This is a genomic window from Moraxella sp. CTOTU49803 (assembly GCF_032097965.1).
In the GTDB taxonomy this organism is placed as follows: domain Bacteria; phylum Pseudomonadota; class Gammaproteobacteria; order Pseudomonadales; family Moraxellaceae; genus Faucicola; species Faucicola tetraodonis.
In genome coordinates, this window is the sequence record NZ_DAMCJP010000015.1 from 1 (window position 1) to 24,334 (window position 24,334).

General features: G+C 36.0%; 25 protein-coding genes and 1 pseudogene. 16 read left to right on the forward strand and 10 right to left on the reverse strand.

The genetic code is table 11. From position 1 onward, the window contains the following. Positions 1 to 60 precede the first annotated feature (60 nt). Both RT422_RS11155 and RT422_RS11160 read left to right on the forward strand, forming a co-directional pair. Complete coding sequence (locus RT422_RS11155) at positions 61 to 1,359, forward strand: ThiF family adenylyltransferase (RefSeq protein WP_313422311.1); 1,299 nt, start codon at positions 61 to 63, stop codon at positions 1,357 to 1,359. Between the two features lie 4 nt (positions 1,360 to 1,363). Continuing rightward, positions 1,364 to 1,855 carry a Mov34/MPN/PAD-1 family protein gene (locus RT422_RS11160; protein WP_007115744.1) on the forward strand — a complete coding sequence of 164 codons (492 nt, stop codon included), beginning with the start codon at positions 1,364 to 1,366 and terminating at the stop codon, positions 1,853 to 1,855. A gap of 342 nt (positions 1,856 to 2,197) precedes the next feature. Here RT422_RS11160 and RT422_RS11165 read toward each other — a convergent pair whose 3' ends face one another. Next, the gene (locus RT422_RS11165) at positions 2,198 to 2,827 is read right to left on the reverse strand and encodes a hypothetical protein (RefSeq protein WP_007115233.1); all 630 of its coding nucleotides are present in this window, start codon (positions 2,825 to 2,827) and stop codon (positions 2,198 to 2,200) included. Positions 2,828 to 2,935: 108 nt separating this feature from the next. Here RT422_RS11165 and RT422_RS11170 point away from each other — a divergent pair, with 108 nt between their 5' ends. Together RT422_RS11170 and RT422_RS11175 are read left to right on the forward strand one after the other, a co-directional pair. Continuing rightward, positions 2,936 to 3,256 (forward strand): helix-turn-helix domain-containing protein, encoded by a 321-nt coding sequence (locus tag RT422_RS11170; protein WP_007115232.1) that lies wholly within the window; start codon positions 2,936 to 2,938, stop codon positions 3,254 to 3,256. A gap of 31 nt (positions 3,257 to 3,287) precedes the next feature. Further along, the gene (locus tag RT422_RS11175; RefSeq protein WP_007115231.1) at positions 3,288 to 3,491 is read left to right on the forward strand and encodes an antitoxin VbhA family protein; all 204 of its coding nucleotides are present in this window, start codon (positions 3,288 to 3,290) and stop codon (positions 3,489 to 3,491) included. A gap of 104 nt (positions 3,492 to 3,595) precedes the next feature. Here RT422_RS11175 and RT422_RS11180 read toward each other — a convergent pair whose 3' ends face one another. Continuing rightward, positions 3,596 to 6,118, reverse strand: a complete 2,523-nt coding sequence (locus RT422_RS11180; RefSeq protein ID WP_007115230.1) for a relaxase/mobilization nuclease domain-containing protein — start codon at positions 6,116 to 6,118, stop codon at positions 3,596 to 3,598. 83 nt (positions 6,119 to 6,201) lie between these two features. Continuing rightward, on the reverse strand, positions 6,202 to 6,639 hold the full coding sequence (locus RT422_RS11185; protein ID WP_313422315.1) for a plasmid mobilization protein: 438 nt from the start codon (positions 6,637 to 6,639) through the stop codon (positions 6,202 to 6,204). A 313-nt stretch (positions 6,640 to 6,952) separates the two neighbouring features. Between RT422_RS11185 and RT422_RS11190 the strand changes: the two genes are divergently transcribed. Next, entirely contained in the window at positions 6,953 to 7,495 is a 543-nt protein-coding gene (locus tag RT422_RS11190; RefSeq protein ID WP_007115228.1) for a hypothetical protein, read from the forward strand. Between the two features lie 680 nt (positions 7,496 to 8,175). Here RT422_RS11190 and RT422_RS11195 read toward each other — a convergent pair. Next, complete coding sequence (locus RT422_RS11195; RefSeq protein WP_007115227.1) at positions 8,176 to 8,496, reverse strand: hypothetical protein; 321 nt, start codon at positions 8,494 to 8,496, stop codon at positions 8,176 to 8,178. Between the two features lie 174 nt (positions 8,497 to 8,670). Here RT422_RS11195 and RT422_RS11200 point away from each other — a divergent pair, with 174 nt between their 5' ends. Both RT422_RS11200 and RT422_RS11205 read left to right on the forward strand, forming a co-directional pair. Further along, positions 8,671 to 8,880 carry a helix-turn-helix domain-containing protein gene (locus RT422_RS11200; RefSeq protein ID WP_007115226.1) on the forward strand — a complete coding sequence of 70 codons (210 nt, stop codon included), beginning with the start codon at positions 8,671 to 8,673 and terminating at the stop codon, positions 8,878 to 8,880. A gap of 610 nt (positions 8,881 to 9,490) precedes the next feature. Then, the gene (locus RT422_RS11205) at positions 9,491 to 10,624 is read left to right on the forward strand and encodes a replication initiation protein (RefSeq protein WP_040403178.1); all 1,134 of its coding nucleotides are present in this window, start codon (positions 9,491 to 9,493) and stop codon (positions 10,622 to 10,624) included. Between the two features lie 149 nt (positions 10,625 to 10,773). Here RT422_RS11205 and RT422_RS11210 read toward each other — a convergent pair whose 3' ends face one another. The 3 genes from RT422_RS11210 to RT422_RS11220 form a co-directional block, all read right to left on the reverse strand. Continuing rightward, positions 10,774 to 11,121, reverse strand: coding sequence for a hypothetical protein (locus tag RT422_RS11210; protein WP_007115224.1), 348 nt, complete (start codon positions 11,119 to 11,121; stop codon positions 10,774 to 10,776). Next, positions 11,121 to 11,738, reverse strand: coding sequence for an AAA family ATPase (locus RT422_RS11215; protein ID WP_007115223.1), 618 nt, complete (start codon positions 11,736 to 11,738; stop codon positions 11,121 to 11,123). The genes RT422_RS11210 and RT422_RS11215 overlap by 1 nt, the downstream gene beginning before the upstream one ends. Before the next feature lie 288 nt (positions 11,739 to 12,026). Then, positions 12,027 to 12,860, reverse strand: a complete 834-nt coding sequence (locus RT422_RS11220) for a TdeIII family type II restriction endonuclease (RefSeq protein ID WP_007115222.1) — start codon at positions 12,858 to 12,860, stop codon at positions 12,027 to 12,029. An 83-nt stretch (positions 12,861 to 12,943) separates the two neighbouring features. On the opposite strand from RT422_RS11220, the gene RT422_RS11225 reads away from it, so the two are divergent. From RT422_RS11225 to repM, 9 genes are all read left to right on the forward strand, one after another. After that, positions 12,944 to 14,191 (forward strand): DNA cytosine methyltransferase, encoded by a 1,248-nt coding sequence (locus RT422_RS11225; RefSeq protein WP_007115221.1) that lies wholly within the window; start codon positions 12,944 to 12,946, stop codon positions 14,189 to 14,191. 3 nt (positions 14,192 to 14,194) lie between these two features. After that, positions 14,195 to 15,058, forward strand: coding sequence for a TIR domain-containing protein (locus RT422_RS11230; RefSeq protein WP_007115220.1), 864 nt, complete (start codon positions 14,195 to 14,197; stop codon positions 15,056 to 15,058). Between the two features lie 29 nt (positions 15,059 to 15,087). Continuing rightward, positions 15,088 to 15,918 (forward strand): abortive infection family protein, encoded by an 831-nt coding sequence (locus RT422_RS11235; RefSeq protein WP_007115219.1) that lies wholly within the window; start codon positions 15,088 to 15,090, stop codon positions 15,916 to 15,918. A gap of 48 nt (positions 15,919 to 15,966) precedes the next feature. Further along, entirely contained in the window at positions 15,967 to 16,482 is a 516-nt protein-coding gene (locus RT422_RS11240) for a toll/interleukin-1 receptor domain-containing protein (RefSeq protein ID WP_007115218.1), read from the forward strand. 86 nt (positions 16,483 to 16,568) lie between these two features. After that, the gene (locus RT422_RS11245; protein WP_007115217.1) at positions 16,569 to 18,581 is read left to right on the forward strand and encodes a hypothetical protein; all 2,013 of its coding nucleotides are present in this window, start codon (positions 16,569 to 16,571) and stop codon (positions 18,579 to 18,581) included. Positions 18,582 to 18,724: 143 nt separating this feature from the next. Next, entirely contained in the window at positions 18,725 to 19,330 is a 606-nt protein-coding gene (locus RT422_RS11250; protein WP_007115216.1) for a recombinase family protein, read from the forward strand. Between the two features lie 106 nt (positions 19,331 to 19,436). Beyond that, positions 19,437 to 19,733, forward strand: a complete 297-nt coding sequence (locus tag RT422_RS11255; protein ID WP_007115215.1) for a BrnT family toxin — start codon at positions 19,437 to 19,439, stop codon at positions 19,731 to 19,733. Next, on the forward strand, positions 19,705 to 20,010 hold the full coding sequence (locus RT422_RS11260) for a BrnA antitoxin family protein (RefSeq protein ID WP_007115214.1): 306 nt from the start codon (positions 19,705 to 19,707) through the stop codon (positions 20,008 to 20,010). Before RT422_RS11255 ends, RT422_RS11260 begins: the two co-directional genes overlap by 29 nt. Positions 20,011 to 20,239: 229 nt before the next feature. After that, positions 20,240 to 21,265: a replication initiation protein RepM gene (gene repM / locus RT422_RS11265; RefSeq protein ID WP_007115213.1), complete on the forward strand. Its 1,026-nt coding sequence runs from the start codon at positions 20,240 to 20,242 to the stop codon at positions 21,263 to 21,265. Between the two features lie 150 nt (positions 21,266 to 21,415). Here repM and RT422_RS11270 read toward each other — a convergent pair whose 3' ends face one another. The 3 genes and pseudogenes from RT422_RS11270 to RT422_RS11285 all read right to left on the reverse strand — a co-directional run bounded on the left by RT422_RS11270 (position 21,416) and on the right by RT422_RS11285 (position 24,230). Beyond that, the gene (locus RT422_RS11270; protein WP_007115212.1) at positions 21,416 to 21,973 is read right to left on the reverse strand and encodes a GNAT family N-acetyltransferase; all 558 of its coding nucleotides are present in this window, start codon (positions 21,971 to 21,973) and stop codon (positions 21,416 to 21,418) included. A gap of 277 nt (positions 21,974 to 22,250) precedes the next feature. Next, positions 22,251 to 23,674: pseudogene (locus RT422_RS11275) on the reverse strand (IS256 family transposase). 91 nt (positions 23,675 to 23,765) lie between these two features. Continuing rightward, positions 23,766 to 24,230, reverse strand: coding sequence for an NUDIX hydrolase (locus RT422_RS11285; RefSeq protein WP_007115209.1), 465 nt, complete (start codon positions 24,228 to 24,230; stop codon positions 23,766 to 23,768). Between the last annotated feature and the right edge of the window lie 104 nt (positions 24,231 to 24,334).

The following is a 24,334-nucleotide window of genomic DNA, read 5'->3' on the forward strand; positions in this document are numbered from 1 at the left end:
ATTGCTTGCTAATTCAAAGCCTTAGGGTATAGCTTATGTCGAACTGGGGTTAATTTAAGATTGGCTTCTTGGTTTGAACATAATCAAGCAAGCATGTTAATACAGAATTTGAGAAAGTTATCTGAAATCAATTTTTTAGAGATTACACAACAAAATCAAGGTTTTTATCGTTTTATATCTAAAGATATAAAGGATAAATCCTTCAAGATTTTTATATTAGAGCCAGTTTTTATTAGCGAATTTAATGGATTTCCTAATGGTTTTATAGCAGATAACCCTCCTTATGCAATTAACTTTCAAGTATTTTTGAACTGGATAAAATCCTTTTCTCCAAGAAACTATCAAACTTTAATCCAAACAATAATTGATGGTATAAATGCAACTCAACAGTCGCTATTTTTAGGATGTTTGATTGTAAATAATCACACTTTAACTTTTGGGATTGAACATACGGCTTTAAAAAATTATCTATCTTCCAAAAAGAAAGTGAAATTAAAAAAGACTGTTCTTAATAGCAGTTTTACATTTAATGATTGCTGGGTAGTTTTGACTGATTCAATCAATTTAACACCAAATTTTGTTTATAAAAGGAATATTGAAAAATTGCTTTCAGATAATTTATCAGATAAAAAAATTGTCTTAATTGGCTGTGGGGCTATTGGTGGTTACCTTGGGTTAGGTTTAGCAAGACTAGGTGCAGGTAGTGGTAATGGAGAATTGATTTTAATTGATGAAGATATAATTAAAGCTGAAAACATTGGTCGTCATGCTCTTGGTAACACCTATGTAAGACACTATAAATCAACCTCATTAAAATTCGAGATTCAATCACAGTTGCCAGCGTTAAAGGTTACTAGTTACGAGGAAAATATTATCAATGCAAAGATGTATAAGCTTCTAGAGGATGCTAATTTAATCATTGATGCTACAGCGAAGGCAGAGGTTTCTCAAAGACTCAATGAAGTGTATTTTAACACTTCTGCTATCACCTCACCTATCATTTTTAGCTGGATTCGTGGAAATGGTGAATGTGTTCAGGCTCTATTTGTGGATAAGGATGTAAAAAGTGCGTGTCGCTGTTGTTTAAATAAAAGTGGGTACGCTATACGAGAGCAATATGATGCACTTCTAGGATTTGATCCAATTATAAATTTTTCCGCTTGTTCAGACTATACTCCTTTTTCAGTATCAGCCAGTCAATCTGCTTCGGCTTTAACAATTGATTTAATTTTAGATTGGCTAGCAGGAAACGTTAGTCCAAGATATCGAACCAGATATACTGAAAAATGGCTAGGCAATAGAATAGAAAGTGCTGACTATTTACCACATTCAGATTGTCATGTTTGTCAAAATGAGTAGTAATATGAAAAAGCACATTTTTACTTTTGATGATAATAGTCCTATTAAAAACATTTTAATCGAAGATAGCATTGTAGAGCGTATGCATAGCTATCAACAGCATGAAAATGGATTACCAGAAGCTTGTGGCATTTTAATGGGTGAAAAAAGAGGAATCAATCAAGAATATTTAATTTTAAAGTATATTTCTACGCCACAGCCATCAGATATTAGACAATCATATTATTATCATAGACAAATAAATGGCCATCAAGAGATTTTGAATCATTATCACAAATTGAGTAATGGTGCAATCCAATATATGGGTGAGTGGCATACTCATCCACAAAAAATTGCCAAACCATCATTAACTGATTACATGGCTTGGCTACAAACTTGCAAATATTTTAAAAATATTTGTTTAGTTTTTTACATTGTTGGTAACGAACAAGATTGGATAGGCATTCAGAAGAATGAGCAAATTTTTGAGCCTATAAAATATGTACTAGAGTTCTGAAATTATAGCGTAAATTATTGATTTTATAAAAACTCTTACTTCGCATAATTTAATTCATGTTAAATAATAACCGTCTTATTTAAAGGATACTTCTAGGGGTCAGCACAGAATTCGGATCATATTGGGCTGTAAGTACATTTGTCTAGTTCTATGTATCTATTATTAAATGACTTTATTGAAAGCCTTTAAGTTGAATTGCATGTTAGCAAACTCTATTAGACAGGCAAAATACAAAAATATAAATCATTGATTTTAATACATCTATTAATCGATGAAATTCCTTAGCGTGCTATATGGTCCGAATTCTTTGCTGACCCCTATAAGAACAGTTTAGTAAAATGCTTATTGACCATTTAATAGCGAATTCAACCGTGCTGACCACATTTCAGCCTCATGTTCATGGCTTACCCAAAAGCCATGACGAGGTTGTGGGGCATAATTAATAAATACCGTCACCGCATTTGCCGTCATCTCCACATAATTACCGCCCGTGACACGACCTGTATCAAAGTTAATATGATAATCTCGTCGTTGAATCACATCCTTTTGGTACAGCTTCCAGCCTTGAATATCGCCATAATCACAAATCATGTATTGTGGTTTACGTTCAGGATCGATGGTAAAAGCAATTTTCTTGGCAGTATCGTCAATTAAAATACCAGGTGATTCATAATCCACATGAAAACCTTGCGCAACTATCTGCTGTTTATAGTAGTCATGGATGGGTTGCACCATATTGCGACCTTTAGACAAAATCATTTTGGTTTTAACCAGCCAAGTATTAATCACAAATACTAGAAACATAAATAAAAAATACCAAGAAAAGAATTCTCGGCGTCCTGAGATTAGCCATATCAATAGGGCTAACGGAATAGGGATTAATACACTGCGTAAGGCTATTTTTTTAAAGATACCCTTATGGTCAAATACGGGCGCTTTATCATCATTAACTGGGATGATTTGAACGGTCATCCTAACTCCTCAATAAAAGAAAACGAGTGTTTGTAAAATACTACGATATACGTAGTAAAAAATCAAAGAAAATATACGAAATTCGTAGCTTTAATCTGGGAATAAGCTATGGATTTACAGGCGATTTTTACAACACGGTTTAAACAAGCCAGAAAAGCTAAAAAACTCACTCAGGAACAATTAGGCATTGCGATAGGATTGGATGAGTTTGTCGCTAGTACCCGCATTAATCGTTATGAAAAAGGCATACACTTGCCTGATTTACAGACATTGGCTCGTATTGCTGAGATACTGGATGTACCGCCTGCTTTCTTTTTTGCGGAGGATGTGTTGGCTGAGAATATTTTGATTTTTAAAATGAATAATAACGAGAAAAAGGCAAGTATGAATACTAATCCTTTGCAAAATAAATTTTCAGATTTAAAATAATCACCATTAAAAAACCGACTTGAGATATTTTATGATTGATGCAGCAACCGAAGCGCGGCGCCGTAGAAACTGGCAGTTTGCCTGCAATAGCAGTGCGTTATCTGGCTTTGAAACGCCGCCTGAAATGCATGCGATTGTGGAACGCTATTTTAAGGATGAAATCAGTTTGACGGAAACTATAGAGGCGCTGCGCAAATTTAACTCACAACGCTATCTATCTATCAACGCCGAGTAACCCTTTCAATAATACATATAGCATTTTGGCTTTCGATTGCTATTAAACATTTAATTTCTTGCTTGTTATGCAGTAATAATCGCTATTTTGATAACTAAGACCCTTTATGGTCCAAAGCTTGGTCCGGAAGGTTCATTGTTAAGCGCCTGCGCTTCCCACTTTTTAATATTATCAGCTAACTGTGTGAATCCGCTCATATTAGGCGGATGGCTATCAACAAACTGCTGAACTTGTTCGGTCGTGGCTTGTGCGCCTTTTGACCCATCTTCAGCGGTTTCATACAGCCGCCCTGCTTTGGCATAAGTCATTGCTTTTCGCTTTAACTCATCAAAGCGACGTTTAAATAAATCACCTATCGCATCAGCAAGGGTTGAAACTGCTTCAGTGAATTGTCTAAAACTTTCTGCTGCTGAGTGAAATGCGCTAGTGAGTTCTTCATATCCGTCTTTAAAGGCGCTAAGTCCTTGATTAGCGTGATTAAGGACTTCAGATCTTTGTTCTGCATGGTGTTGCTGCGCTGTAAGGTAATGATTGAATTTTCCAAGTCCTTTAGTAACTGTTTGAACTCGTTGTCGTCGATTGGCTGTATACTGTCTAATTGGTTCAAGGCTTGTTGCATTTTGTCTTGTAAGAGCTGATATTCTTCCCTGCCTAATTTTAGCATTTTTAGCTGCTGTTGATTGGTGGTCTTTAATTCTTGTAAGCAGGTCTCCATCTTCGCTAGCTGTGGCTGCAGACGGTCTTGGATTTCTTCTTCGATAATCGGTATAAGCTGATCGAGCAAGTCTGGTATCAATTGAGAAAGTGTTTCGCTCATCTGTGTTTGTAGATTCTGGACTGCCTGGTTGATTTGCTCGGTCATTTGGCTGTGCAAATCGTCCGACAATGTTTGTAAGCTCTGTGTGATGAGCTCGCTTGGACTGATAGGTAGGGTCATGGGTTATTCCTTGCTGCTTTGCTGCCGATTTTGATTTGGTGCGTCTGGCGCTATCTGTAACACCAATTGCCTTTTGGGATTCAAACCAAATTTCACTTGCTGTTGATTTTTGGGAATAATCAGCATTTGCTTGGGATCTTGGTCGTTGGGTAACACGGTCACCATCGTTAATGCTCGAGCCTCGGCCGGTGTCTGCTGAATTTTCGCTGAAATCAGCGCCAACTGCTGTTTCTGTTCTTCTATCGATTGTTCCACCTGAGCCAATTGCTGTTGCTGTTGGTTCATCAAGTGTCTTGAGTAATAGGTCATCCCCAGCATTACTGTTGTAGGAATCAAGGCTAAAACGAAGGTAATCATCCCAATCATCATTGCCTTGACTCTCAGGTTCGCTTGTTTTTGCGCTTGGGCTTGGTAAAAGCGCTGATACACCGTCTCGCTCTGCTTCATGTGGGTCTTGGCTTGTTCTACCAAGTTGTTGGCGTATTCCCTGAAAAGCTTTTGGCTTTGGTGCTGACTCTCTAAAATCTGAAACTGTAATATTCCTAATTTCTGATTGGTTAGCTGGATTTGATCGGTTGTTTTGCTCAGCATCTGCTGAGTTTGCTCCAACTGATTGACTGACTGCACTAGGTTCTGGTTGGCTGTTGTCACTTGGTCGTCGATCAGAGGTGTAGCCTGGCTCAGTAAGTTGTTGATCAACTTGTTGCCCGAGCTCTCGATGCGACTCATAATATTGTTTAAAGCGCTGTTGAAGTCGACGAAGGCGTCGTCCAACCGCTTGTTCATTAAGTTCTGCAAGTTTTGCTCGAGTTGCAGGTTCTTTTGTTTTTTTTGTTCTAAGATTTTCAAGACTTTGTCTTGTGAACGCTCGCTCATATAGCATCCCTTTTAATTTTATATTTCTGCCACCGTTTGGATTTTTAATCGAAATCGATTTGCCTTTTTTGTCAATACGAGTAATTTCAAACATCTCACCAATTAGGCGTACCACGTCTTCATGAGATTCAATACTGTCATCACTCAAAATCGTTTCAACCAAATGCAGAGCAATTTCTTCTTCGATAAATACTTTGTTAGTACCAACGTTATTTGTACCAACTAACGAAGCACTATTTTGTTCAGCGAATATCTGTTTCTCATGCATTTTTTTATGCGCATACTCATAGCCTTTAAGCCGATAAACACGCTGACGGTTAGCATCATTGGGGTCGGCTAAGCCATAATCGAAATTGATCAAATCCTTCCAACTATCCACCAAATCTAAATCTTTATGATGGTAATAAACCGTTAACGATCTACCCGTTGGTAGATGAATATCTGCAAATACAAAATGCAATTCTTGGCGGTCTTTATCAACATGCTCGACCCAATAGCCACTGTACTCACCTCGAGTCATGCCAGGAAATAAATTGGCTTCAAACGATTCTATGATTTCAATTTTTTGCGTATCAGTTATCGATTCTTCAGGTGCGAACGATAATACTCCAGACGTGTAAATCTTACTGTTTTTAATACCATTAATAATTTCTGTGGTAACTACATTATCCCCATAGATTAAACGAGCCCCTTCACGAGGTTTGGTTTTATCATTTCTCTCAAATAATAAATATGATTCAACATCGCCACCCCCACCCGACCTGGTTGCAAATCCTTTTTTGACTTTACCATGGTTAAAAAACCGAACTAACATTTTCCCTCTGCCATAAAATTATTGAGCCTAGTTACTGAGTTTAGTTACTAAGCCTAGTTACTGAGCTTAGTCACTGATTTTAGTTACTTGGTTTCATCAACAGCCACATTCATATCCACCGCTTCATTTTCAATAATTTGCGTTTTAGTTAGGCTATGCTCCAAACGTAATATCTCTAGTTCATTAGCAATTTTTTGTAGGGCATAAGCCAGTTCTAGCACATCTAAATTTTTTTTAGGGTCCAGTGAAGCGGTATGCGCATAACGCGTCAATTGATTAATATTATTACCAATGCTCACTAACTGACGATACAAATCCGGATTAACAATTGGTAAATCATGGGTGCGTTTTATAGGTTTAGGTAAGTCTAATAGACACACACGCACAAACTTAGCTAAGGGCAAACCAAATCCTTTAGCTTTGCTTTGCACCATTTCAAATTCGCTATCACTGAGTCTAAGATTTAAACGACTTTGACGTTTAATTTTCTCATTAGGTATTAATTGTTGTTCTTCATTCATCGATAACATATAAGATTCAAATAACCCACAAAGGGTTTTCAATCGTCTCCGCTTTTTGATTGACCATCGGGAAATTAAAATAGGAGACGACGGGGGTGTCAAGAGGGGGCATTGCCCCCAATTGCCAGCGCCAGATTACCTAATTTGTGTAGCAAATTTGGTAACTCTGGCATTGCTGGCTATGTAAATCTTTGGGTATTCTATTAGTTTAGTTGATTATAGGATAATTTTTGCTACTTGCAAATCACTTTTTGTTTGTTTTTTTGCTATATGTTATTATTATTAAAAGGGTTTATAACTATATAGGTTATTTATGAGAGCAGAACTTACTAAGTTAGAAAATAATTTATTAATGAAGTTATTAAAGGATTTTGAGGAAAAAGTTGCTAAGTCTAAAAAGCTTAGTGATGAGCAGCAGCTGATATTAACGCTGTCTCAAAAATCTATGTTATCTGATGCGGATGTTAAAAAGTTAAGGTTGTTGCTAGAGTTTGAGAAGTCTAAAATCACTATCCGTGATAAAAAGCGAAAAGCAAAAGAGGCTTTAAAATTGCATGAAGATGAGAAAAAGGAAATTGTAGAGAATCGCTATAGACGTTTTGGGTTGGTGACGATTGAGTCGTTAAAAAAGTTACCGAATCAGAAAGCTACGATTGCTTTGTCAGATTTTTTATCTATGTTGTTGGCTGATAATAATTTAAATGAGAAGGATAAGGATTGGCTGAAGAATTTTTTAGTTGATTCGTCTGTACCAGTTGAGCAATTTATAGAATCAAAGGTTAATGAGATTAATCACCCTAGTGTCAATCCGTCAAATTTAGTTTCACCGTTGAGTGATAATTTTAATTTATCGTGATGTTGTTGGGGTATAAAAAGATTTGAGTTGCATATGTTTCAAATCTTTTTTTATTTTAGAAAAATTTTGTGTTATTTATTGTGTTAAGTCGATGAGTGATTTTTTATCAATCACTTGTCGTAGATTATTTAAAAATGCCCGTTGAAATGCTTTTTTTTGGATAAAAAGTTCGTAAAAATCGATTTATTTTTTTCGGTCTTCCATGATGATGTCTTTGACAAGCTTTTCAAGTTCTAGGCTATGATGTTGTTCATCATTGGTGGTGAGATATTTGTGTTGAAAGTCAGGGTGCTTGTAGATCTGGTGTGCTAAGTTGCTAAATTTGATTCGTTGTTCTTCTGGCGTGACATGCCAACTTTTAAACCAACAATTGTTAAAATCAGCAACGATTTTTTAAGATATTGGTTTTAAGTTTGCTAGGTATGGCTATAAGATTTGCATTAATGTGATTAAAATTGGCTACTTGTTTGCTTAATTTCAGTAGCAATGTTTTTTATTTAGTTGAGGTTTGAAGGTCGCTCTTGTGTGAGCACCGAGTTTAATTTGATGGCAGCAACATTAAGTTAAAATAGTCATTTTATTTGGCAGCGTTGTTGTATAAACGCTGCCAAGTTAGGTTTTTGCATAGGCTATACGCTTGCTTAACGCGTATAGCGCCAACGATTTTATATTTGGTGTTGTTACGCCACGGCTGTATTGGGAAAATGCTTTAAGAATTGATGTTTAAGCTGGGGGTAGAGTCCATCATCATATTTTAAGTCTTCATTTACGCTAGCATCATCAATCAAAGGATATTGCGCTTTTAGCCATTTCTCTGTCCAATAGCGAACGGCGGTATAATTATCTAATCCTTGGCTAACCTTTAAAAATCGAGCTATTTTATGACCTTCATTGATATCAAATTCGATAATGAGTTGATTGGCCAGGTCGTTGGCATAGTCTTTCAATAACTGACTATGCTGTTGTAGTCGAATAAGGTCTTGTAAGGTAGGTTTTTTCATAGCGTGATCTCCTTCGTTGGTTATTAAATCTAACTATGGCATAATAGCTAAAATTTAATCATCTTCTTTGATTATAAAATAATCTAAATATAATAATTTGTGTTCTATATAGATAATATATTATCACGAATGAGGTATTATGCAAGCATTTTTTGAAAAGGTTTTGAGGAATCTATGTTACGTTTGAATTTGCCCGTACTATTTGCCCAAAAAGGTCTACGGGTTGCTGATGCTGAAAGAGATACAGATATTTCGAGAACTACGTTATATCGGATGTATAACAATGAAAGTAGCCGTGTTGATTTGGAAATTCTTGAGAAGCTTTGTCGTTATCTTGATTGTGAACCAAGTGACTTATTTGTTTATATTAAAGAAGATGAGTAATGCTGGAAAATTGAGTTACTCATCTATTTAAAAACTAGTTTTTAATTATTCAATTCCTACATGAGAAATAGACATATCGCTAAAATGCCTTGTAATGCGTTCTAAGCGATTTAAGGAACTTTCGCTACCCTAATACTAACCTATACTCCAAACATCAAAATAGCCTATCTAAAATTGAAATTAGACCTATATTAATTTATCACTTGATTAAAAATTGGTTAAAAAAGATAAAATTCTCATTCCAAACATAGAATATATTTCTGATTCTTATGTTCTACTATTTTGAATTTCTTTCAAAAAAATAATAAAAAGAAAAAATTTCCTTTTTATTTTTTATCTTTTTATCTTTTTAAAGCTTTACGATTTTTTCGTAAAAGCGTCATAAGCCTTTCGTAGTCTGGCTTAGAAGGGTATAGGAAAAATTTATTGTTGTAGAAAAATAGGGCATTGTTGTAGAAAAATGGGGTAATACTTGTAGAAAAATGGGGTAATACTTGTAGAAAAATGGGGTTTAACTTGTAGAAAAATGGGGCATTATTGTAATATATAATTTTAAATTACAATAATACTGGCTATAATTGGTTTATTCCTATAAGTTTGAAGGTCGCACATGGATAATTCACAACAAAATTTACAAAGCGAAACTATAGACAAGAACACTATCATGCAACTTATGCGTGAGATCATGGAGCAAGAAGGTCGAAAGATAATCGCTCCAATGTTGGAAGAGAAAATGTTGGAGCAACCAACAGTAAGTAAAATATATGGAGAGGAATGGATCGTCTTGCAAAATAGATTGCTAAATGCCATTAGCAATCTTGAATTAAATGAAAGACGTTTGATTATGTTTCTATCGCCACTTGTACGAAAGGAAGTAGATAAAAATCCTTATCAAAGTACTTTTATTGTCAGAGTAAAAGATTTTCAAGATGAGTATGGCATTAAGAGTAAAGCATACTATCAAGAATTAGAAAATATTTGTAATTCACTTCAGCATAAAACTTATGAGTTTTGGAATTTTAGTGCAAATAAAAAATATAAGTCAAAGGTGAAAGTTACTTGGATAACCAAAGGCGATTATAAGGATAATCAAGGTGAAGTTCATATTGATTTGCACAATGATGTCATTGAAATGCTCACTGTTTTTGATAAGACAAACCCTTTTACCAAATATCAAAGGCAAATGATAGTTAAATTGGGGTGCTACGGCATTATTTTGTTTGAGTTGATTTCAAGTTGTTTGCATCAAAAAAATAAAACTAAAGCTTACACCATTGAGTATTTAAGAGAAAAATTTAATTGCATTGATACATATCCAGTTATCAGTGAGTTTAAACGCAATGTATTAGATAAAGCAATTATGGATATTGAAAAACACACGCCATTAAGAATTACTTATACACAAGTAAAAAAAGGAAGAGTGGTTACAGAAATTGTATTTGCTTTTGAAAACTTAGACGATAGTAATAAAAAAGTAAAAAATAAAAAATCAGAACAGATTGAGTTTAACCTTGAAGATGCTGGCACAAGAAATAACATTAAATTGTTATCATCCAAACAAGCCGATTTTTTTGCCAATAAACTTGCAAACGACCAAAACTTTTCAGGAAAATTTGCCAAAGTGGGTGAAGATATGAAGCCCTTCGTTGAGCGTCTCTCCCATGAATTACAGCGAGATATCAGTCAAGTTGCTGTCTATATGCCCTACTTGTTGGAGTTGGGATTTAAACAAGCTGATAGCTAATGTAATTAAGCCCTAACATATCCGTCTAGGGTTTTTAGTCAAGAGTTAATATTTAGTATATTGTTAGTTAATTATTAACTATTTTATAACTAATAATATACTAAATATTAGTTATTTATATACTAATAAATAACTAATATTTAACTAACTTATTTATTTTTCATCACATTGCGTTTGTGTGATGTGATACGGTCATATTCTTCATCACCTAGCACACTTTGGCATTTATCCAAAATCAACTGCCGTACAAAGTTACTCACAGACGGCTCACCTAATTTCTCTGCGGTCAGCTCAATCGCTTCGAGTTCCTCAACAAATAAATGCGTAATTAGGTTACGCCCATGTTTGGAGCGTGAGCGTTCTTTATTGCTTAACGTGTTCGGCTCAAGGGTCAGTTGTTTTTGCCCTTTGGTGGTAATAATTTGAGTTTGCTTAACATCCGAGTTGACATCTTGGATAAAATTGGCGTTGGCTTTGATACGGTCAAATTTATTCATTACAGCACCTCAATCAAGAATTTATTTAACTCGTCATGGGCTTTGCTGCTGCCCATTTCTGATACAGATAAACCGCCGATAATCGCATCACGGAATTGTTTACGGTCATGGATAACGGTATTTAAAAGTTTAAAAATTGGGTACTTGGCGATAAATTTTTTGGCTTCGGCGACTTCATTGTTTTTTGGATTGGCATTGGCTCGATTAATGACAATGTAGGCTTTTAGGTCTGGGTTGAGCTTGTGAGCTGTGGTCACTTTGTCGGCGATATAAGGTAATAATTCTAAATCGAGTATGCTTGCTTGGGTGGGAACGATGAGTTTGTCGGATATCAATAACGCTTCTCGGAATACTTCGCTATCACGTCCAGCGATATCGATGAGAATAAATTCGTATTCATCGTTAAGTGGTTGCAAGGTTTTACCTAAATTTTCAATCACCGATATCGAATTGAGTTTTTCTTGGCGGTATTCGTTCCAGTTGTAAGCGGATTTTTGGTCATCGGTATCGACGAGTAAAGTTTTGCCTTTATTACTGAGTGCGACGGCTAAATTGGTTGCAAGCGTTGTTTTGCCAACACCGCCTTTTCGGTGAGCAATTGTAAATATTTGAGCCATCACGATATCCTTTTTTATTAGTTAATGATTGGTTGATTATATACTAATAATTAACTAATTGAATAAGGTAATTTATTATTATGCCCATCAGTTAAAAAAAATTTAGTAGTAAATTGATTTTAGATCAAATATCCACACAAACAGTAACTTCTAAAAAATTAAGAGCTTCAAAAATAGCTCTAAACCCACTTTAATGATTGCCATTAACTGTTTAATATTTTTAATTAACTAATTATTAGTTATTTTTAAACTAATAATTAGTTAATATGACCTATGGTGAATTTAAACTTAGTCACTCAGCCTAACTGCTTTCTCAATGTCAGACTTTGACTCTTGACCAATTTCTCGAAATACTTCAATCATATCTTGTAATGAAAACTGGTTGCCAGATACAAGTTGCCAAAGCTCATTACCCACTAGTAAGTCTTCACGGTCATAGTATTCACTCCAGCGTGTGTAAGTATTATCTGTTTTGGATTGCGGGTTATATGGAATTGCAATGTAAGTATGAATTTTATCTGGAGTAATATCACTATGGCTTAATCGCAAAATGTACCATTTAAGAATTTTTTGTTTCATGGTGCGAAATTCTTTTTTATTGGGTTTGACTGTTGTGATGTCGATATAAATTTCTGTCCCATCAGGTTTTTTAATAAAAACATCAACGGTACTGTCTGGGATAGTATCTAAATTACCAATTTCAGCTTTAATTTCTTCGTGTATTTCTTGAATGCGTTGATATTCAGATTGTCGACTTGGCGCGTATTTAATATCTTCAAGCAGGGTATCTAAATAACTTTTGAAGTTGCCATGAATGTACCCTGTGAGTTTATATTGGTTATGCACTTCATAACCGACCATTTCACCTAGCGTTTTTGAGATTTGTTCATAAAATGACATACCAAAAGCGGTTTGTAATGAAGTAATCAACTTAGAGGTAAACATCACTTGTTTGCCAAACATCTCCAAAAAAAATAGATTGGTATCCCCATCGTCAATGTCTTTGCTAAGACGTTTGACTTTGTCATCCATTTTTAAGATTGATAAAGCCTTATCTTTGACAGCTTGTCGCATTTGCTGATGCAGGTCGGTTGGCTGAGTGGCTGTAATAGTTTCGCTCATAGGATTTTCCTGATTTTTTAAAATAGTACTGGACCTGGTGGTCATTTCTCGGTACAATGGGCCTTTTAAGCTTGGGGCGTTCTATGAATATGTTGAATGTGTTTTCTGATGAGGCATACTTTTCTGCTGAAACAGTGGCAGACGTGCTTTCTATTTCAAAAAAGAATGTGGAAAGCTGGGCAAAAAACGGCAAATTAGTGCCTGCACTTGATCCAACGGCACACGATAAGCCTTATAGCAAAGAGCAACTAATAGTGTTCCCACAGTTTGCCAATATGTTTAATAGCACCTGGGATGACGATATGGCGGTGGTGCCTAAACGTGAATATACTTTGGTCGAACTGTTTGCTGGAGCCGGTGGTTTGGCCCTGGGCCTTGAGCAAGCAGGCTTTAAATCTGTGTTATTGAATGAAAAAGATAAGTATGCTTGTCAGACGTTACGAGCCAATCGTCCTGACTGGAACGTGATTGAAGATGATATCACGAATGTTGATTTTTCGCATTTAAAAGGTCAGGTGGATTTGTTGACAGGTGGTTTTCCTTGCCAACCCTTTTCTTATGCAGGAAAACAGCTTGGCTTTGAAGATTTGCGGGGAACTTTGGTATTTGAGATGGCGCGAGCTATTAAAGAGATTCAGCCCAAGGTGTTTTTGGCGGAAAATGTAAAGGGATTGACTGAAAATGATGGCGGCAGAACGCTAAAGACGATTATTCATGTGCTAGAGGAATTGGGCTATACTATTGTCGAGCAAGATGTGTATAAAGCAGTTTTTTATAAGGTGCCACAAAAACGTGAACGTCTAATTATTATTGGGGTGCGAAATGATTTGGTAGCGAAAGCCAAATTTGTAAAACCATCGCCCTATTATCGCTTATTGACGGTAAAAGATGCTCTGCAAGCGGGGGAGCTGTTTGATAGTGCGGTACCTGAATCAGTAGGTCAAGCATATCCAAAGCGCAAAGCTGAGATTATGGCTTACGTACCAGAAGGTGGCTATTGGAGAGATTTGCCAATAGACTTACAAAAAGAGTATATGCTTGGTAGTTTTTATTTGGGGGGTGGTAAGACAGGTATGGCACGACGCTTATCATGGAATGAGCCTAGTCTGACATTGACATGTGCCCCTGCCCAGAAGCAGACAGAAAGGTGTCATCCAAGCGAGCATCGGCCTTTAACAACTCGTGAGTATGCTCGTATTCAAACGTTTCCTGATAATTGGCAGTTTGAAGGTTCAGCGACTCAAGTTTATAAGCAGATTGGTAATGCGGTGCCTGTGAATTTGGCGTTGGCGGTGGGTAAGGCAATCATTAAACTATTAAATGGATTATAAACTATGTATTATCATGTTATCGTTGAGTTAGGTGCTAAATATCATAAAGATGTATGGGATCAATTAGAGATAAAGTCCGATATAAGTAGCTTAGAGGATATTAAGTTAAGATTCACAGAGCCTTATCAATTGGGTGAATCTATTTTAATTAATGGACGTTCAATTGAAATCGAAAAAATTGAAAGAATGAGAATATTCTCTAGTGAAATATCAGCTGATGTTTTGCAACAAAGGGAGAAAGCGAGGAGAGATTCAATTCAACGATCTTCAAGCATTGTAGCGATTGGTTTCTACCACAATGACTTAGAGACTGCAATTCTAAAGGAAAAAGAAATAACGGATGAGTTAATAACGTATCCTAAAGGAAAGAAGATAAAACAAGAAACTGACTTAAATAAATCTATAGCGCCTAAACCATCAAAAGTATTTATTGTACATGGTCATGATGACCCTTTAATCAATGAAGTGAAAGCTTTTTTGCTCTCTCAATCTATTGAGCCAATTGTACTCCGAGAGCAACATGATGCTAGTCTAACTATCATTGAAAAACTTGAACAATATACAAGTGATCCTGCAATTGGTTTTGGTATTGTCTTGTATACACCCGATGATGAAGGAAAAGGCATAAAAGAGCCAGAATATAGGCTTAGAGCTAGACAGAATGTAGTTTTTGAGCATGGGTTATTAATTGGTCTATATACTCGTTCACGGGTAACCTGTTTGGTAAAAAAGGAAGGCTTTTTAGAAATGCCAGGCGACGTAAACGGGGTGGTATACACAGATCATGCTTATAATGATTGGCGACTATCAGTAGCTCATATGTTGAATAAATCTGGCTACGATATTGATTACTCAAAAATACGATAGCTTTAAAATATCGAAGGATTCATCTAAACATGAGTAATATGATACCTAGACCAGTGATCTCTATACTGTCCGATAAACTCCCAGACTTGGAAACTCATGCAAGCCTTGATAGTCTTTTTATGTATGCAGATGCTCCAGGCGACGTTCCAGAAGGAAATAAGTCAGTTAAAGTTCAGGAATGGTTAAATCGAACCAATAAAGTATCTGAGCAGCCATTGAAGGTTTTGGGCAAACTTCTTGAGAAATATATAGAGCTACCTGATTTAGAAACTATTCCTAGCTATGACACTTTTAAACGTTCTCAGTATCAAGAAAGTCTCGAATTCAAAAACTCATTGATAGAGCTATTAGGAAAATATAGTCTAACTTATATTCAGGGCGGTATTATTTCAAGTGGAGGTTCATTACCTAGTCAAAGCTTACAAAATCTAATACATCAAAAAAATATACCAGCAATCAATTTAGAATTTGAAAGAGCTCTCAAAAATGTGGATTTACAGCCTCTAGAGGCGGTTTCAGCGGCTTGTAATATTTTAGAATCTGTATGCAAGGTTTTCATTGAAGAAGAAAGATTACCTTTTCCTGCTAAGCAAGATTTACGTAATCTTTGGAAGACAGTAGCAACAGCTTTAAATTTTGATCCAGCCCAGCTTCAAGACGATGACTTAAAGAAAATTATTTCGGGGATGTTGTCCGTAGTGGATGGTATCTCTGCATTTCGTACACATGGTAGTTCAGCCCATGGTCAAGGCAAAAAAATGTATAAGCCTAAGCCTAGACATGCTAGATTTGCTGTTAACTCAGCTCATAGCCTAGCATTATTTGTTTTAGAAACATGGAATGAGCACAAACTGAAATAATATAATTTGTAATATCCTAGATTTTTAAAAATTAATTTTGGAGTTAATATGACAAAAAGTGGAAAAATCTTTATTAGTTATACTCACGTTGATAAAGAATATTTACAAGATTTAAAAAAATATATCCAACCATTACTTCGATTTCAACATAGTGAGTTTGAAGCTTGGGATGACACTACTTTAATTACGGGACAAAAACTTTTTGATAAGATTAATACACAATTAGATAAATTTGGTCTAATGATATGTTTAATCAGTCCTGACTATTTAGCATCTACTTCATGCTTAGATGAGCTTCATATTGCTTTAGAGCGCAATAAAGAAGGCAATATAGATCAAATAAATATATTTCCTATAATTGTCAGAGAGTGTAGTTGGCAATTTACTCCATTGAAAGAATTTTTACTTCAGCCTGAAGATGGTACGCCCATAGCAACTTTGATTCAAAAGGGAGAATCTAAAGACAAAATATATAATGAAATAGTTATAGAGTTAAATAAAACTTTGAATCAAATAAAACAGCAAGCTGTAACAGAAGAAGATAGTAAAAAAAAAGCCCCTTAAAACCTAATAATTCTCAAGATAATTTTGAAATTTTTATCAATGATCTTGGCCTAGAAGTCAAACATCCGCAGAAAAACTTATTATCATTGAATGACATTTATATCTATCCAGATATTAAAGATCCTAATAATGAAGATACAATCAAAAAGTCTACGAGTACCGTAAAACAGGTATTGAAAAAATATAGTTTTATTTGTTTTACTGGCAATGAAGAAATAGGAAAAACTAGTTTAGCAAAGAAGATTGCACAAGATATAAAGTCAAGTGGTAAGGAAGTTATTCTACTAAGTGGAAATGAAATAAAAAATCCAAAATCAATTTGGATTACAGAAAAATTTTGTAAAAAATTTAATTTGAAGAATAATTACCTATTTAGCGAAACTGTGCTGATCGTAGATGATTTTACTAAGCAAAGTTTACGTACTGAAGATTTCAACACTTTACTAAATAACGTCTGTTCTGATTTTAACCAAGTTATAGTTTTTGTTGATAAAAATGAAATTGTTCAGTATCAGGCGAAGCTTGCAAACAAGGATTTTAATTTTTTAGATATATTACCTTTCGGCTATGTAAAACGTAATGAATTCATAAAGAAATGGCTTTTGATTGGAAAGGATGATGATGAAACACATGTTATTGACAATGAGCTTTTAGTAAAAGTTGACCAGATTGCATCACAGTTCGATACCATAATGAAAAAAAATATTATGGATTCAAGACCAATATATTTAATTACCATTATCCAAATCCTAGATAATTTTGCTTCAACATCTGATAAGTTTACATTCACATCATTCGGTTATTGCTATCAGGCTTTAATTACAAGTATGCTTACTAAAGCAAAAGTGAATATACAACAAGATTTGGATGGCATTTTTAATTTTTTAAGTCATTTAGCATTTAAGCTTTATTCACTCGAATCTAAAAAGATATCCAGTAGTGCATTCAGTGAATTTCTTAAAGAATATGAAACTAAATTCAATCCGCTAAGAAATATCAAAGAAACACTAATAACATCGGGTATTTTATATACGCCCGATAATGACATTTTAAAGTTTTCTCAAGATTATCTTTATTGTTTCTGCTGTGCGAAATTTATAGCAGATAATTTTTCCAAGCATTCTTCAGAAATTTCTTTTCTCTGTGAAAATATTCACAATGAAGAGAAAGCTAATATTCTAATATTCTTAGTTCATCATTTCAGAGATGATAATATTCTTCTCAATGAAGTTCTTACACATTCCATCTGTTTATTAGATAAGTATGCAACTTTCGATATGACACTTAAGGAGACGAGTTATTACAATAAATTGGTAGGAGACAAGATAAAACGGATAATCTGGGAAGAAAAAGATGTTGAAGAAGAACGTCTAAAGTCCTTAGAGCGAAAGGACTCAATGCAAAATCCAGATTCTATACTTGAACAAGCAACAATATCAAGCCACGATGAAATGAAGGATGTGATTGAATTTCGAGAAATTCAGGATATCGTTTCAGCAATAAGAAGTCTAGAAGTCATTGGACAAATTGCTAAAAATAGAAATTCATCAATAGAATTAAAAGATTTGGAAGAAATTTTAGAAACCTCATATGACATTGGACTAAGAATATTATCTTTCTATATGAACTTATTCAATACTACATTTGAAGATATGAGGGATTTATTAGAAGATATAAGTATCCAAGATGGAAGAATTAATGCAAAAGAAGAAGCAGAGAGCATGATCAGAAACTTTTGTTTTAGCGTATGTTTTCACGTTATCAGACTGATTGCTCAATTCACCGCTCACCCTAAATTATTGAACACAGCATTATCCTTAGCTCAAAAGAAAGATACTCCTGCTTACAACCTAATCCATTTGGCTTCGAAGCTAAATGTTAGTTATGAAATTCCAAAAAATTTAATTCGCGAAATAGCTGATGATAATAGTAAAAACATATTGGTCTATTCCCTTCTAAAGAGCATAGTTAGAAATCATGCATATCTTTATGATTTAGATTATAAAGATAAACAATGGATTCAATCAAATTTGAAAATAGAAGTCAAGGAACAATTAATTGCTTCAAGGGATAAAAGTTTGAGAATGATTAATCCTTAAATTCACGAAAATCAATTGTTTTTCGTGATTTTATAAATAAGCGCCAATTCGGCGCTTTTTTATTCTATTTATTTCACGATAAAGCCATAGTTATCTAAATATGATAAGATGGGTTAATTATCTTTTATCGTGAGAATTTTACCATGAGTTTAATCGGTTATGCCCGAGTGTCAACTTCTGAAGGGAAACAATTGCTCGATCGTCAAGTTGATGCCTTGAAAGAAATCGGCTGTGAGCGAATTTTTGAAGACAAAGCATCAGGCAGTAATTCCCAACGTAAAGGATTGGATGATTGTCTAAACTATTTGCGGAAAGGCGATGTACTAGTTGTACTTGATTTGGATAGGTTAGGGCGGTTAGCCAGTGACCTAATCAAACTCATTGATGAATTGGCTGAAAAAGACATTGGCTTTAAAGCGATTAATTCACCGATGGATACCACAACCCCTGCAGGTCGAGCCTTTTTGCAGATTCAAGCCGCTTTTGCTGAGATGGAGCGTAATATTATTCGCCAGCGGGTGAAAGAGGGCATTGCCGCCGCTCGTGCTCGGGGACGTAAGGGCGGACGCCCTAGAATCATGACGGCTGAGAAACTGCGTTATGCCCAGCATTTAATGGCTGACCAAACCAAAAGTATTCCAGCGATTTGTAAGGAGCTGGGCGATATTCCCAGTAGCACGCTATATCACTATGTGACAGCGAAAGGAGAGCTTAAAAAGGCAGGATTAGATTTGTTAGCACATGAATAATTATCAGTAAGCATGAGCAAGTTATCTTGACGATTTGGCATTTTACTACTAAGATTTACAAAAATGTATTTACAATACTAAATAGATTGATTTAAAGTAGGCTTAAATGAATTTCTGTTGGGATGAGAACAAGGCTGCCAGTAATCTTGAAAAACATGGCATTAGTTTCGATGAAGCCATGCTCGTATTTGCTGACCCTTTTCTTTTGATGAGCCAAGATAGAATCGAGAATGGTGAGATGCGATGGCAGAGTATTGGAGAAATTGAAGGCATTGCTGTTATTCTGGTTGCCCATACTTGGTTTGATGATGACGGTGAGGAGTATATCCGTATTATCTCAGCCCGTCCTGCAGATAAAAGGGAAAAGAAACGTTATGAGCAAAATCGTTACTCGAAGTATTGATTTAACCAATCCGCCTAAATTAAGCAAAGAAGCAAAGGCTCGTCTTGCTAAATTAAATGAGGCAGACATTGACTATTATGATATCCCACCGTTGACGGATGAATTTTGGGCGAACGCTGTTAGCAATCCGCTGTATAAGCCAACCAAACAAATCGCCACGGTACGCATAGATAGTGACGTATTGCTATGGCTTAAGTCTCAAGGTAAAGGTTATCAAACTCGGATGAATGCTATTTTAAGACAGGCAATGTTAACTGAGTTGGCAGAAACGCATTAGTCGCCTATGATATCGGCTAGCCCAAGTTTTTGCTTTAAAGCTAGATTTATAAGTTTGTTAGACGCTGTTTGATATACGGGTTAATATACGAAAACAGGGGCTTTTTGCCCCTGTTTTTTTGCTCAAAATAAGAGGTCTAAAAAACCAAGGTTTAATGTCTACAAATCCAAGGTATTTACCTACATAGGTGTGATAGTATGTAGCTAAATAGTTTTTAGGACATGTGCTGATGAAAAAACCTCAAGATATGGTTGTTAAAAGTAATACGCTAATTGAAGCCAGTTACTCACTCACAGTTCAAGAGATAAGGCTGCTTGATATAGCTTTGGCTGACTTAGCAACTTATGACGAATGTGAAAAAGACCTTTTGACGATGCACGAGTTCGTGCATATAAGGGCTGATGAATACGCAAAGATATATGATGTTGATATGAAAACAGCTTATACAGCACTTAGAGAAGCAAGCGAAAACCTATTCACTAGATACTTTACTTACAGTGTGCAAAGTGAGAAGTTCCCGACTCACCAAGAGCATAGAAAAGCACGTTGGGTTTGGAATATAGCTTATGTAGAAGGTCAGGGCTTGGTCAAGTTAGCGTTTACGCCTGATTTAATAAAGCTAGCAGGGAAATTAAAAGGCGATTTTTCACGTTATCATTTGAAGCAAAAAGCACCGCTAACAAGCGTCTACGCGCATCGATTGTACGAAATGATGATGCAGTGGCGAAAGTCTAAAACAGTTCCTTCAGTCTCATACAACGAGCTAAGGCACAGGTTTGATATTGATGATAAAGAATATAAAAGAATAGCGAACTTTAAAGCTAGAGCATTAGACCCAGCCATCAAGCAAATTAACGAGCATACAGACATAATCGTCAGCTATGAGCAGTACAAGGAAGGTCGAAAAGTTGCGGGCTTCATCTTTAAATTTAATTTTAAAGACAAGCAAAAAGAACCGATCAAAACTACCATTAAAGACATTGATAAAACCGTCAGCGACGATAAGCCAGATACTACCAAGCGCGCACCTAAAGCTATACCAACCATGACTGACAAGCAAAGAAACACATTTGCCAATAAGCTGTTAAATAACTTTGATTTTATCCGTGATTATAGTTCTCAAACGATTGGAAAGAGCAGGGAAGAGCTGCTGATATGGGTTGAGCAAGGGTTAACAGACGATGAAACACGTCAAGAGTGGCGCAAATATATATTGATGTCAGGATATGAATTCCCCGATCCACTGAAAAGCTAAAACAGACTGTTATAAGTAGTTTCATTATACCAGTCTGTTTTAAGTAGTCTGTTAATACGTTTTAGGAATGAAGTAGCTGGTTCCCTTGAGGTATACCTAGCGGAACTACCTCAAATACATCTAAAGTCATTTATCATAATTTAACTAACACTAATTCTTGTCTTCAATCCATTCTTTTTGAGTTATTTTGTATAGTACGTATTCGGCAAGTGGGTCTGCTACTTCAAAAGCAGGGTGGTGGAAGTCTTTTTTCGTATTCTTCATCTTAAGGCGTTGCATGACTAGTTGTGAACGTTTATTTATCTTTGAAGTGAACGATACTACCTCATTAAGTTCTAGCTCTTCGAAAGCAAATTTTAAAGCAGCATTTGCCGCTTCCGTTGCGTAGCCATAGCCCCAGAACTCTTTATCTAATCTCCAACCTATTTCAATGCAAGGGTTGAATGGGAAATCATATTGCGGTTGATGTAAGCCTACAAATCCTATGAAAGCACCACTATCTTTTAGGCTTACTGCCCAAATTCCCCAGCCTCTTTCTTCTATAAGCGATTGGCATTTTGAGGCCATGGCATCACTTTCTTCTTTTGATAGTAGCTTAGGGAAATACTCCATTACGTCCTTATCCGAATTCATTTTAGAAAATGGCTCTAAGTCCATCTTCTGCCATTGTCTTAAATAAAGGCGGTTTGTTTCTATTTTTTTTGGCATATCTACTCTACGTTCTTCTAGAAGTTATTTATAGGAATAAAGGCTGTTCCCTAGTGAGGACTCTAAACTTGGGCTGTAGAATGATGGTTTCAACGTTTTAAATCGCTGAGATAGCCACAGTGTATTACCATACATACTCTATTCATGATCGGTGCGTGTATAGGGTACCGAATCAGTGAAGGTACCTAATTGGTTCCGAGATTGCAAATTTTTTTGTGTAAACCTTTAAAGGCAGCCTAAAATAGCATCATACTAACTAGTAAACAAATATTCTATATTAATACCCCTCCACCCGATGTCCATATAACATCACAAACTGTCTCATTGCAGGTTTCCAATTTTGAATCGGCATCGTCCATTTTTGCATCGTATTGATCAGCGCCATATAAATTGCCTTAAACACCGCATCATCATTCGGGAAAGTCTTTTTGGTACTTGTGACTTTTCTTAAGCTGGCATTCAATGATTCAATGGTATTGGTGGTATAAATTACTCGTCTAATATCTTTTGGATAATCAAAGAACGTGGTTAAGCGACCCCAGTTCTCCTGCCATGACTTGGAAATCTGTGGATGTTCGCCATCCCATTTTTCGGCAAATGCTAAAAGGTTATCTTCCGCCTCAGCAAGGGTATCAGCCCCATAGATGGTTTTTAAATCTGTGGCGATTTCCTTTCTTTGCTTATAACTGACGTATTTAAGCGAGTTTCTGACTTGATGCACAATACACAGTTGAACCTTAGTTTTAGGAAATACCGTTTCAATCGCTTCAGGAAAGCCTTTTAGCCCATCACAGCAAGCGATAAAAATATCATTCACTCCACGGTTTTTTAATTCGTTCATCACTGAAACCCAGAATTTCGTGCCTGAACGAGGAAATAGCGAAGCATCGCTTCGCCCGAGTGCAAGGCGAGAGCTGTGCTCGAGTGATTCTTGGCAATCCAAAGACCGAGTAATTCCTTACGTCCTTCGGTATTAATGCCTAAAGCCAGATAAACACATTTATTATGGGCAATGCCTTCTTCTCGGTTTTTCACCACCAATCCATCAAGATAGACGACAGGATAGACTGATTCTAATGGACGTTGTTGCCATTGCTTGACTTCATCAAGCACGCTATCGGTGACCGTTGAAATAAAGGTGGAGGAAACGTCAACGCCATAGATTTCTTTTAAATGCGCTTGTATGTCACGGGTGCTCATGCCGCGAGAATACAGGGAGATAACCTTGTCATCAAAGCCGTTTAACGTGCGTTCATGTTTTTTAACAAACTGTGGGTCGAAACTGCCTTCACGGTCTCTGGGAACATCAAGTTCAATGTGACCAAAGTCGGTACGGACGGTTTTTTTAGTGGTGCCGTTACGGGCATTGCCTTTTTTACGAGCGGGTTTGCCCGCAAGCATTGCGGTTTCTTCGCTTATGGTGCTAGGCTGGGTATTTTCGTCTTCATCTGATCGTGGTTCGTCCTCTAGCAAATCATTATTGGGTTCATGATTGATGAAGTCGTCAAGGGTATCTTTCTGAGCTTTGCCTTGATAGTCATGTTTGGCATAGCCAAGATGATGGGTCATTTCGGCTTGTAAGGCTCGTTCAGCAAGTCGTTTGGTGAGTTGTTTTAAGATACCGTTTTCACCTAATATTTGTTCGGGTGTTTGATAATCTTTTAATAGTTCGTCAAGTAAAACTTCTGTTGATTCTTTCATGTAAATGTTCCTGTGTAAATCCTTGTGTTAAAATTGGGTTTACACAAAATATTTTACAGTCTCGGTATAGAATATCGAACTTTCTTACTTTTTAGAGTAACTCAGCTGCTTGTAATGCTATTTCTTTAACATCTAAGCTAAGGGCTAAATCTGCATTGATCAAATCTTCAATATCGAAAAATCTAGCTTCTAGGGCGTCATCACCTGCTAGAGGATCACCAGAAACCCAAATACAAAGTACGGCTACAAGAACAAAATGGTGACGAAGCTTACCACTACTATCAAAGTCAAACGCGTCTACAGCGTTAAATGTCTTAAAGGCTTTTGATACAATGCTTGTCTCTTCATAAAGTTCACGAACGGCAGCATCTTTAACAGTTTCCCCACGTTCAATTTTACCACCGGGGAAACCCCATCGACCTGCATCGGGTGGGTTAGCACGGCGTACTAAAAGCACCTTTCCATCTTTAAAAAGTACTCCAATAGTAGCTACTATTGGACGTAGGCTCTGTGGTTCGTATTGTATTATAGGTTCATTACTTAGTATATTAGACATAAAAACTCAATTGAGAATAGGACATAGAGGATAGCTTAATATTCAAGTCCTCACTAGGGAACCGAACCAAGGAAGGAGCCTGCTTGGTTCGCCATAAATATGCT

Coding starts and splice junctions, on each gene's coding strand:
- RT422_RS11190 (WP_007115228.1), top strand. CDS start 6,953: ATGAGAGCAGAACTTACTAAGTTAGAAAATAATTTATTAATGAAGTTA.
- repM (WP_007115213.1), top strand. CDS start 20,240: ATGAAAAAACCTCAAGATATGGTTGTTAAAAGTAATACGCTAATTGAA.
- RT422_RS11215 (WP_007115223.1), bottom strand. CDS start 11,738: ATGGCTCAAATATTTACAATTGCTCACCGAAAAGGCGGTGTTGGCAAA.
- RT422_RS11170 (WP_007115232.1), top strand. CDS start 2,936: ATGGATTTACAGGCGATTTTTACAACACGGTTTAAACAAGCCAGAAAA.
- RT422_RS11160 (WP_007115744.1), top strand. CDS start 1,364: ATGAAAAAGCACATTTTTACTTTTGATGATAATAGTCCTATTAAAAAC.
- RT422_RS11260 (WP_007115214.1), top strand. CDS start 19,705: ATGAGCAAAATCGTTACTCGAAGTATTGATTTAACCAATCCGCCTAAA.
- RT422_RS11240 (WP_007115218.1), top strand. CDS start 15,967: ATGACAAAAAGTGGAAAAATCTTTATTAGTTATACTCACGTTGATAAA.
- RT422_RS11205 (WP_040403178.1), top strand. CDS start 9,491: ATGGATAATTCACAACAAAATTTACAAAGCGAAACTATAGACAAGAAC.
- RT422_RS11200 (WP_007115226.1), top strand. CDS start 8,671: ATGTTACGTTTGAATTTGCCCGTACTATTTGCCCAAAAAGGTCTACGG.
- RT422_RS11250 (WP_007115216.1), top strand. CDS start 18,725: ATGAGTTTAATCGGTTATGCCCGAGTGTCAACTTCTGAAGGGAAACAA.
- RT422_RS11230 (WP_007115220.1), top strand. CDS start 14,195: ATGTATTATCATGTTATCGTTGAGTTAGGTGCTAAATATCATAAAGAT.
- RT422_RS11285 (WP_007115209.1), bottom strand. CDS start 24,230: ATGTCTAATATACTAAGTAATGAACCTATAATACAATACGAACCACAG.
- RT422_RS11255 (WP_007115215.1), top strand. CDS start 19,437: ATGAATTTCTGTTGGGATGAGAACAAGGCTGCCAGTAATCTTGAAAAA.
- RT422_RS11270 (WP_007115212.1), bottom strand. CDS start 21,973: ATGCCAAAAAAAATAGAAACAAACCGCCTTTATTTAAGACAATGGCAG.
- RT422_RS11235 (WP_007115219.1), top strand. CDS start 15,088: ATGAGTAATATGATACCTAGACCAGTGATCTCTATACTGTCCGATAAA.
- RT422_RS11220 (WP_007115222.1), bottom strand. CDS start 12,860: ATGAGCGAAACTATTACAGCCACTCAGCCAACCGACCTGCATCAGCAA.
- RT422_RS11225 (WP_007115221.1), top strand. CDS start 12,944: ATGAATATGTTGAATGTGTTTTCTGATGAGGCATACTTTTCTGCTGAA.
- RT422_RS11185 (WP_313422315.1), bottom strand. CDS start 6,639: ATGAATGAAGAACAACAATTAATACCTAATGAGAAAATTAAACGTCAA.
- RT422_RS11210 (WP_007115224.1), bottom strand. CDS start 11,121: ATGAATAAATTTGACCGTATCAAAGCCAACGCCAATTTTATCCAAGAT.
- RT422_RS11195 (WP_007115227.1), bottom strand. CDS start 8,496: ATGAAAAAACCTACCTTACAAGACCTTATTCGACTACAACAGCATAGT.
- RT422_RS11180 (WP_007115230.1), bottom strand. CDS start 6,118: ATGTTAGTTCGGTTTTTTAACCATGGTAAAGTCAAAAAAGGATTTGCA.
- RT422_RS11165 (WP_007115233.1), bottom strand. CDS start 2,827: ATGACCGTTCAAATCATCCCAGTTAATGATGATAAAGCGCCCGTATTT.
- RT422_RS11175 (WP_007115231.1), top strand. CDS start 3,288: ATGATTGATGCAGCAACCGAAGCGCGGCGCCGTAGAAACTGGCAGTTT.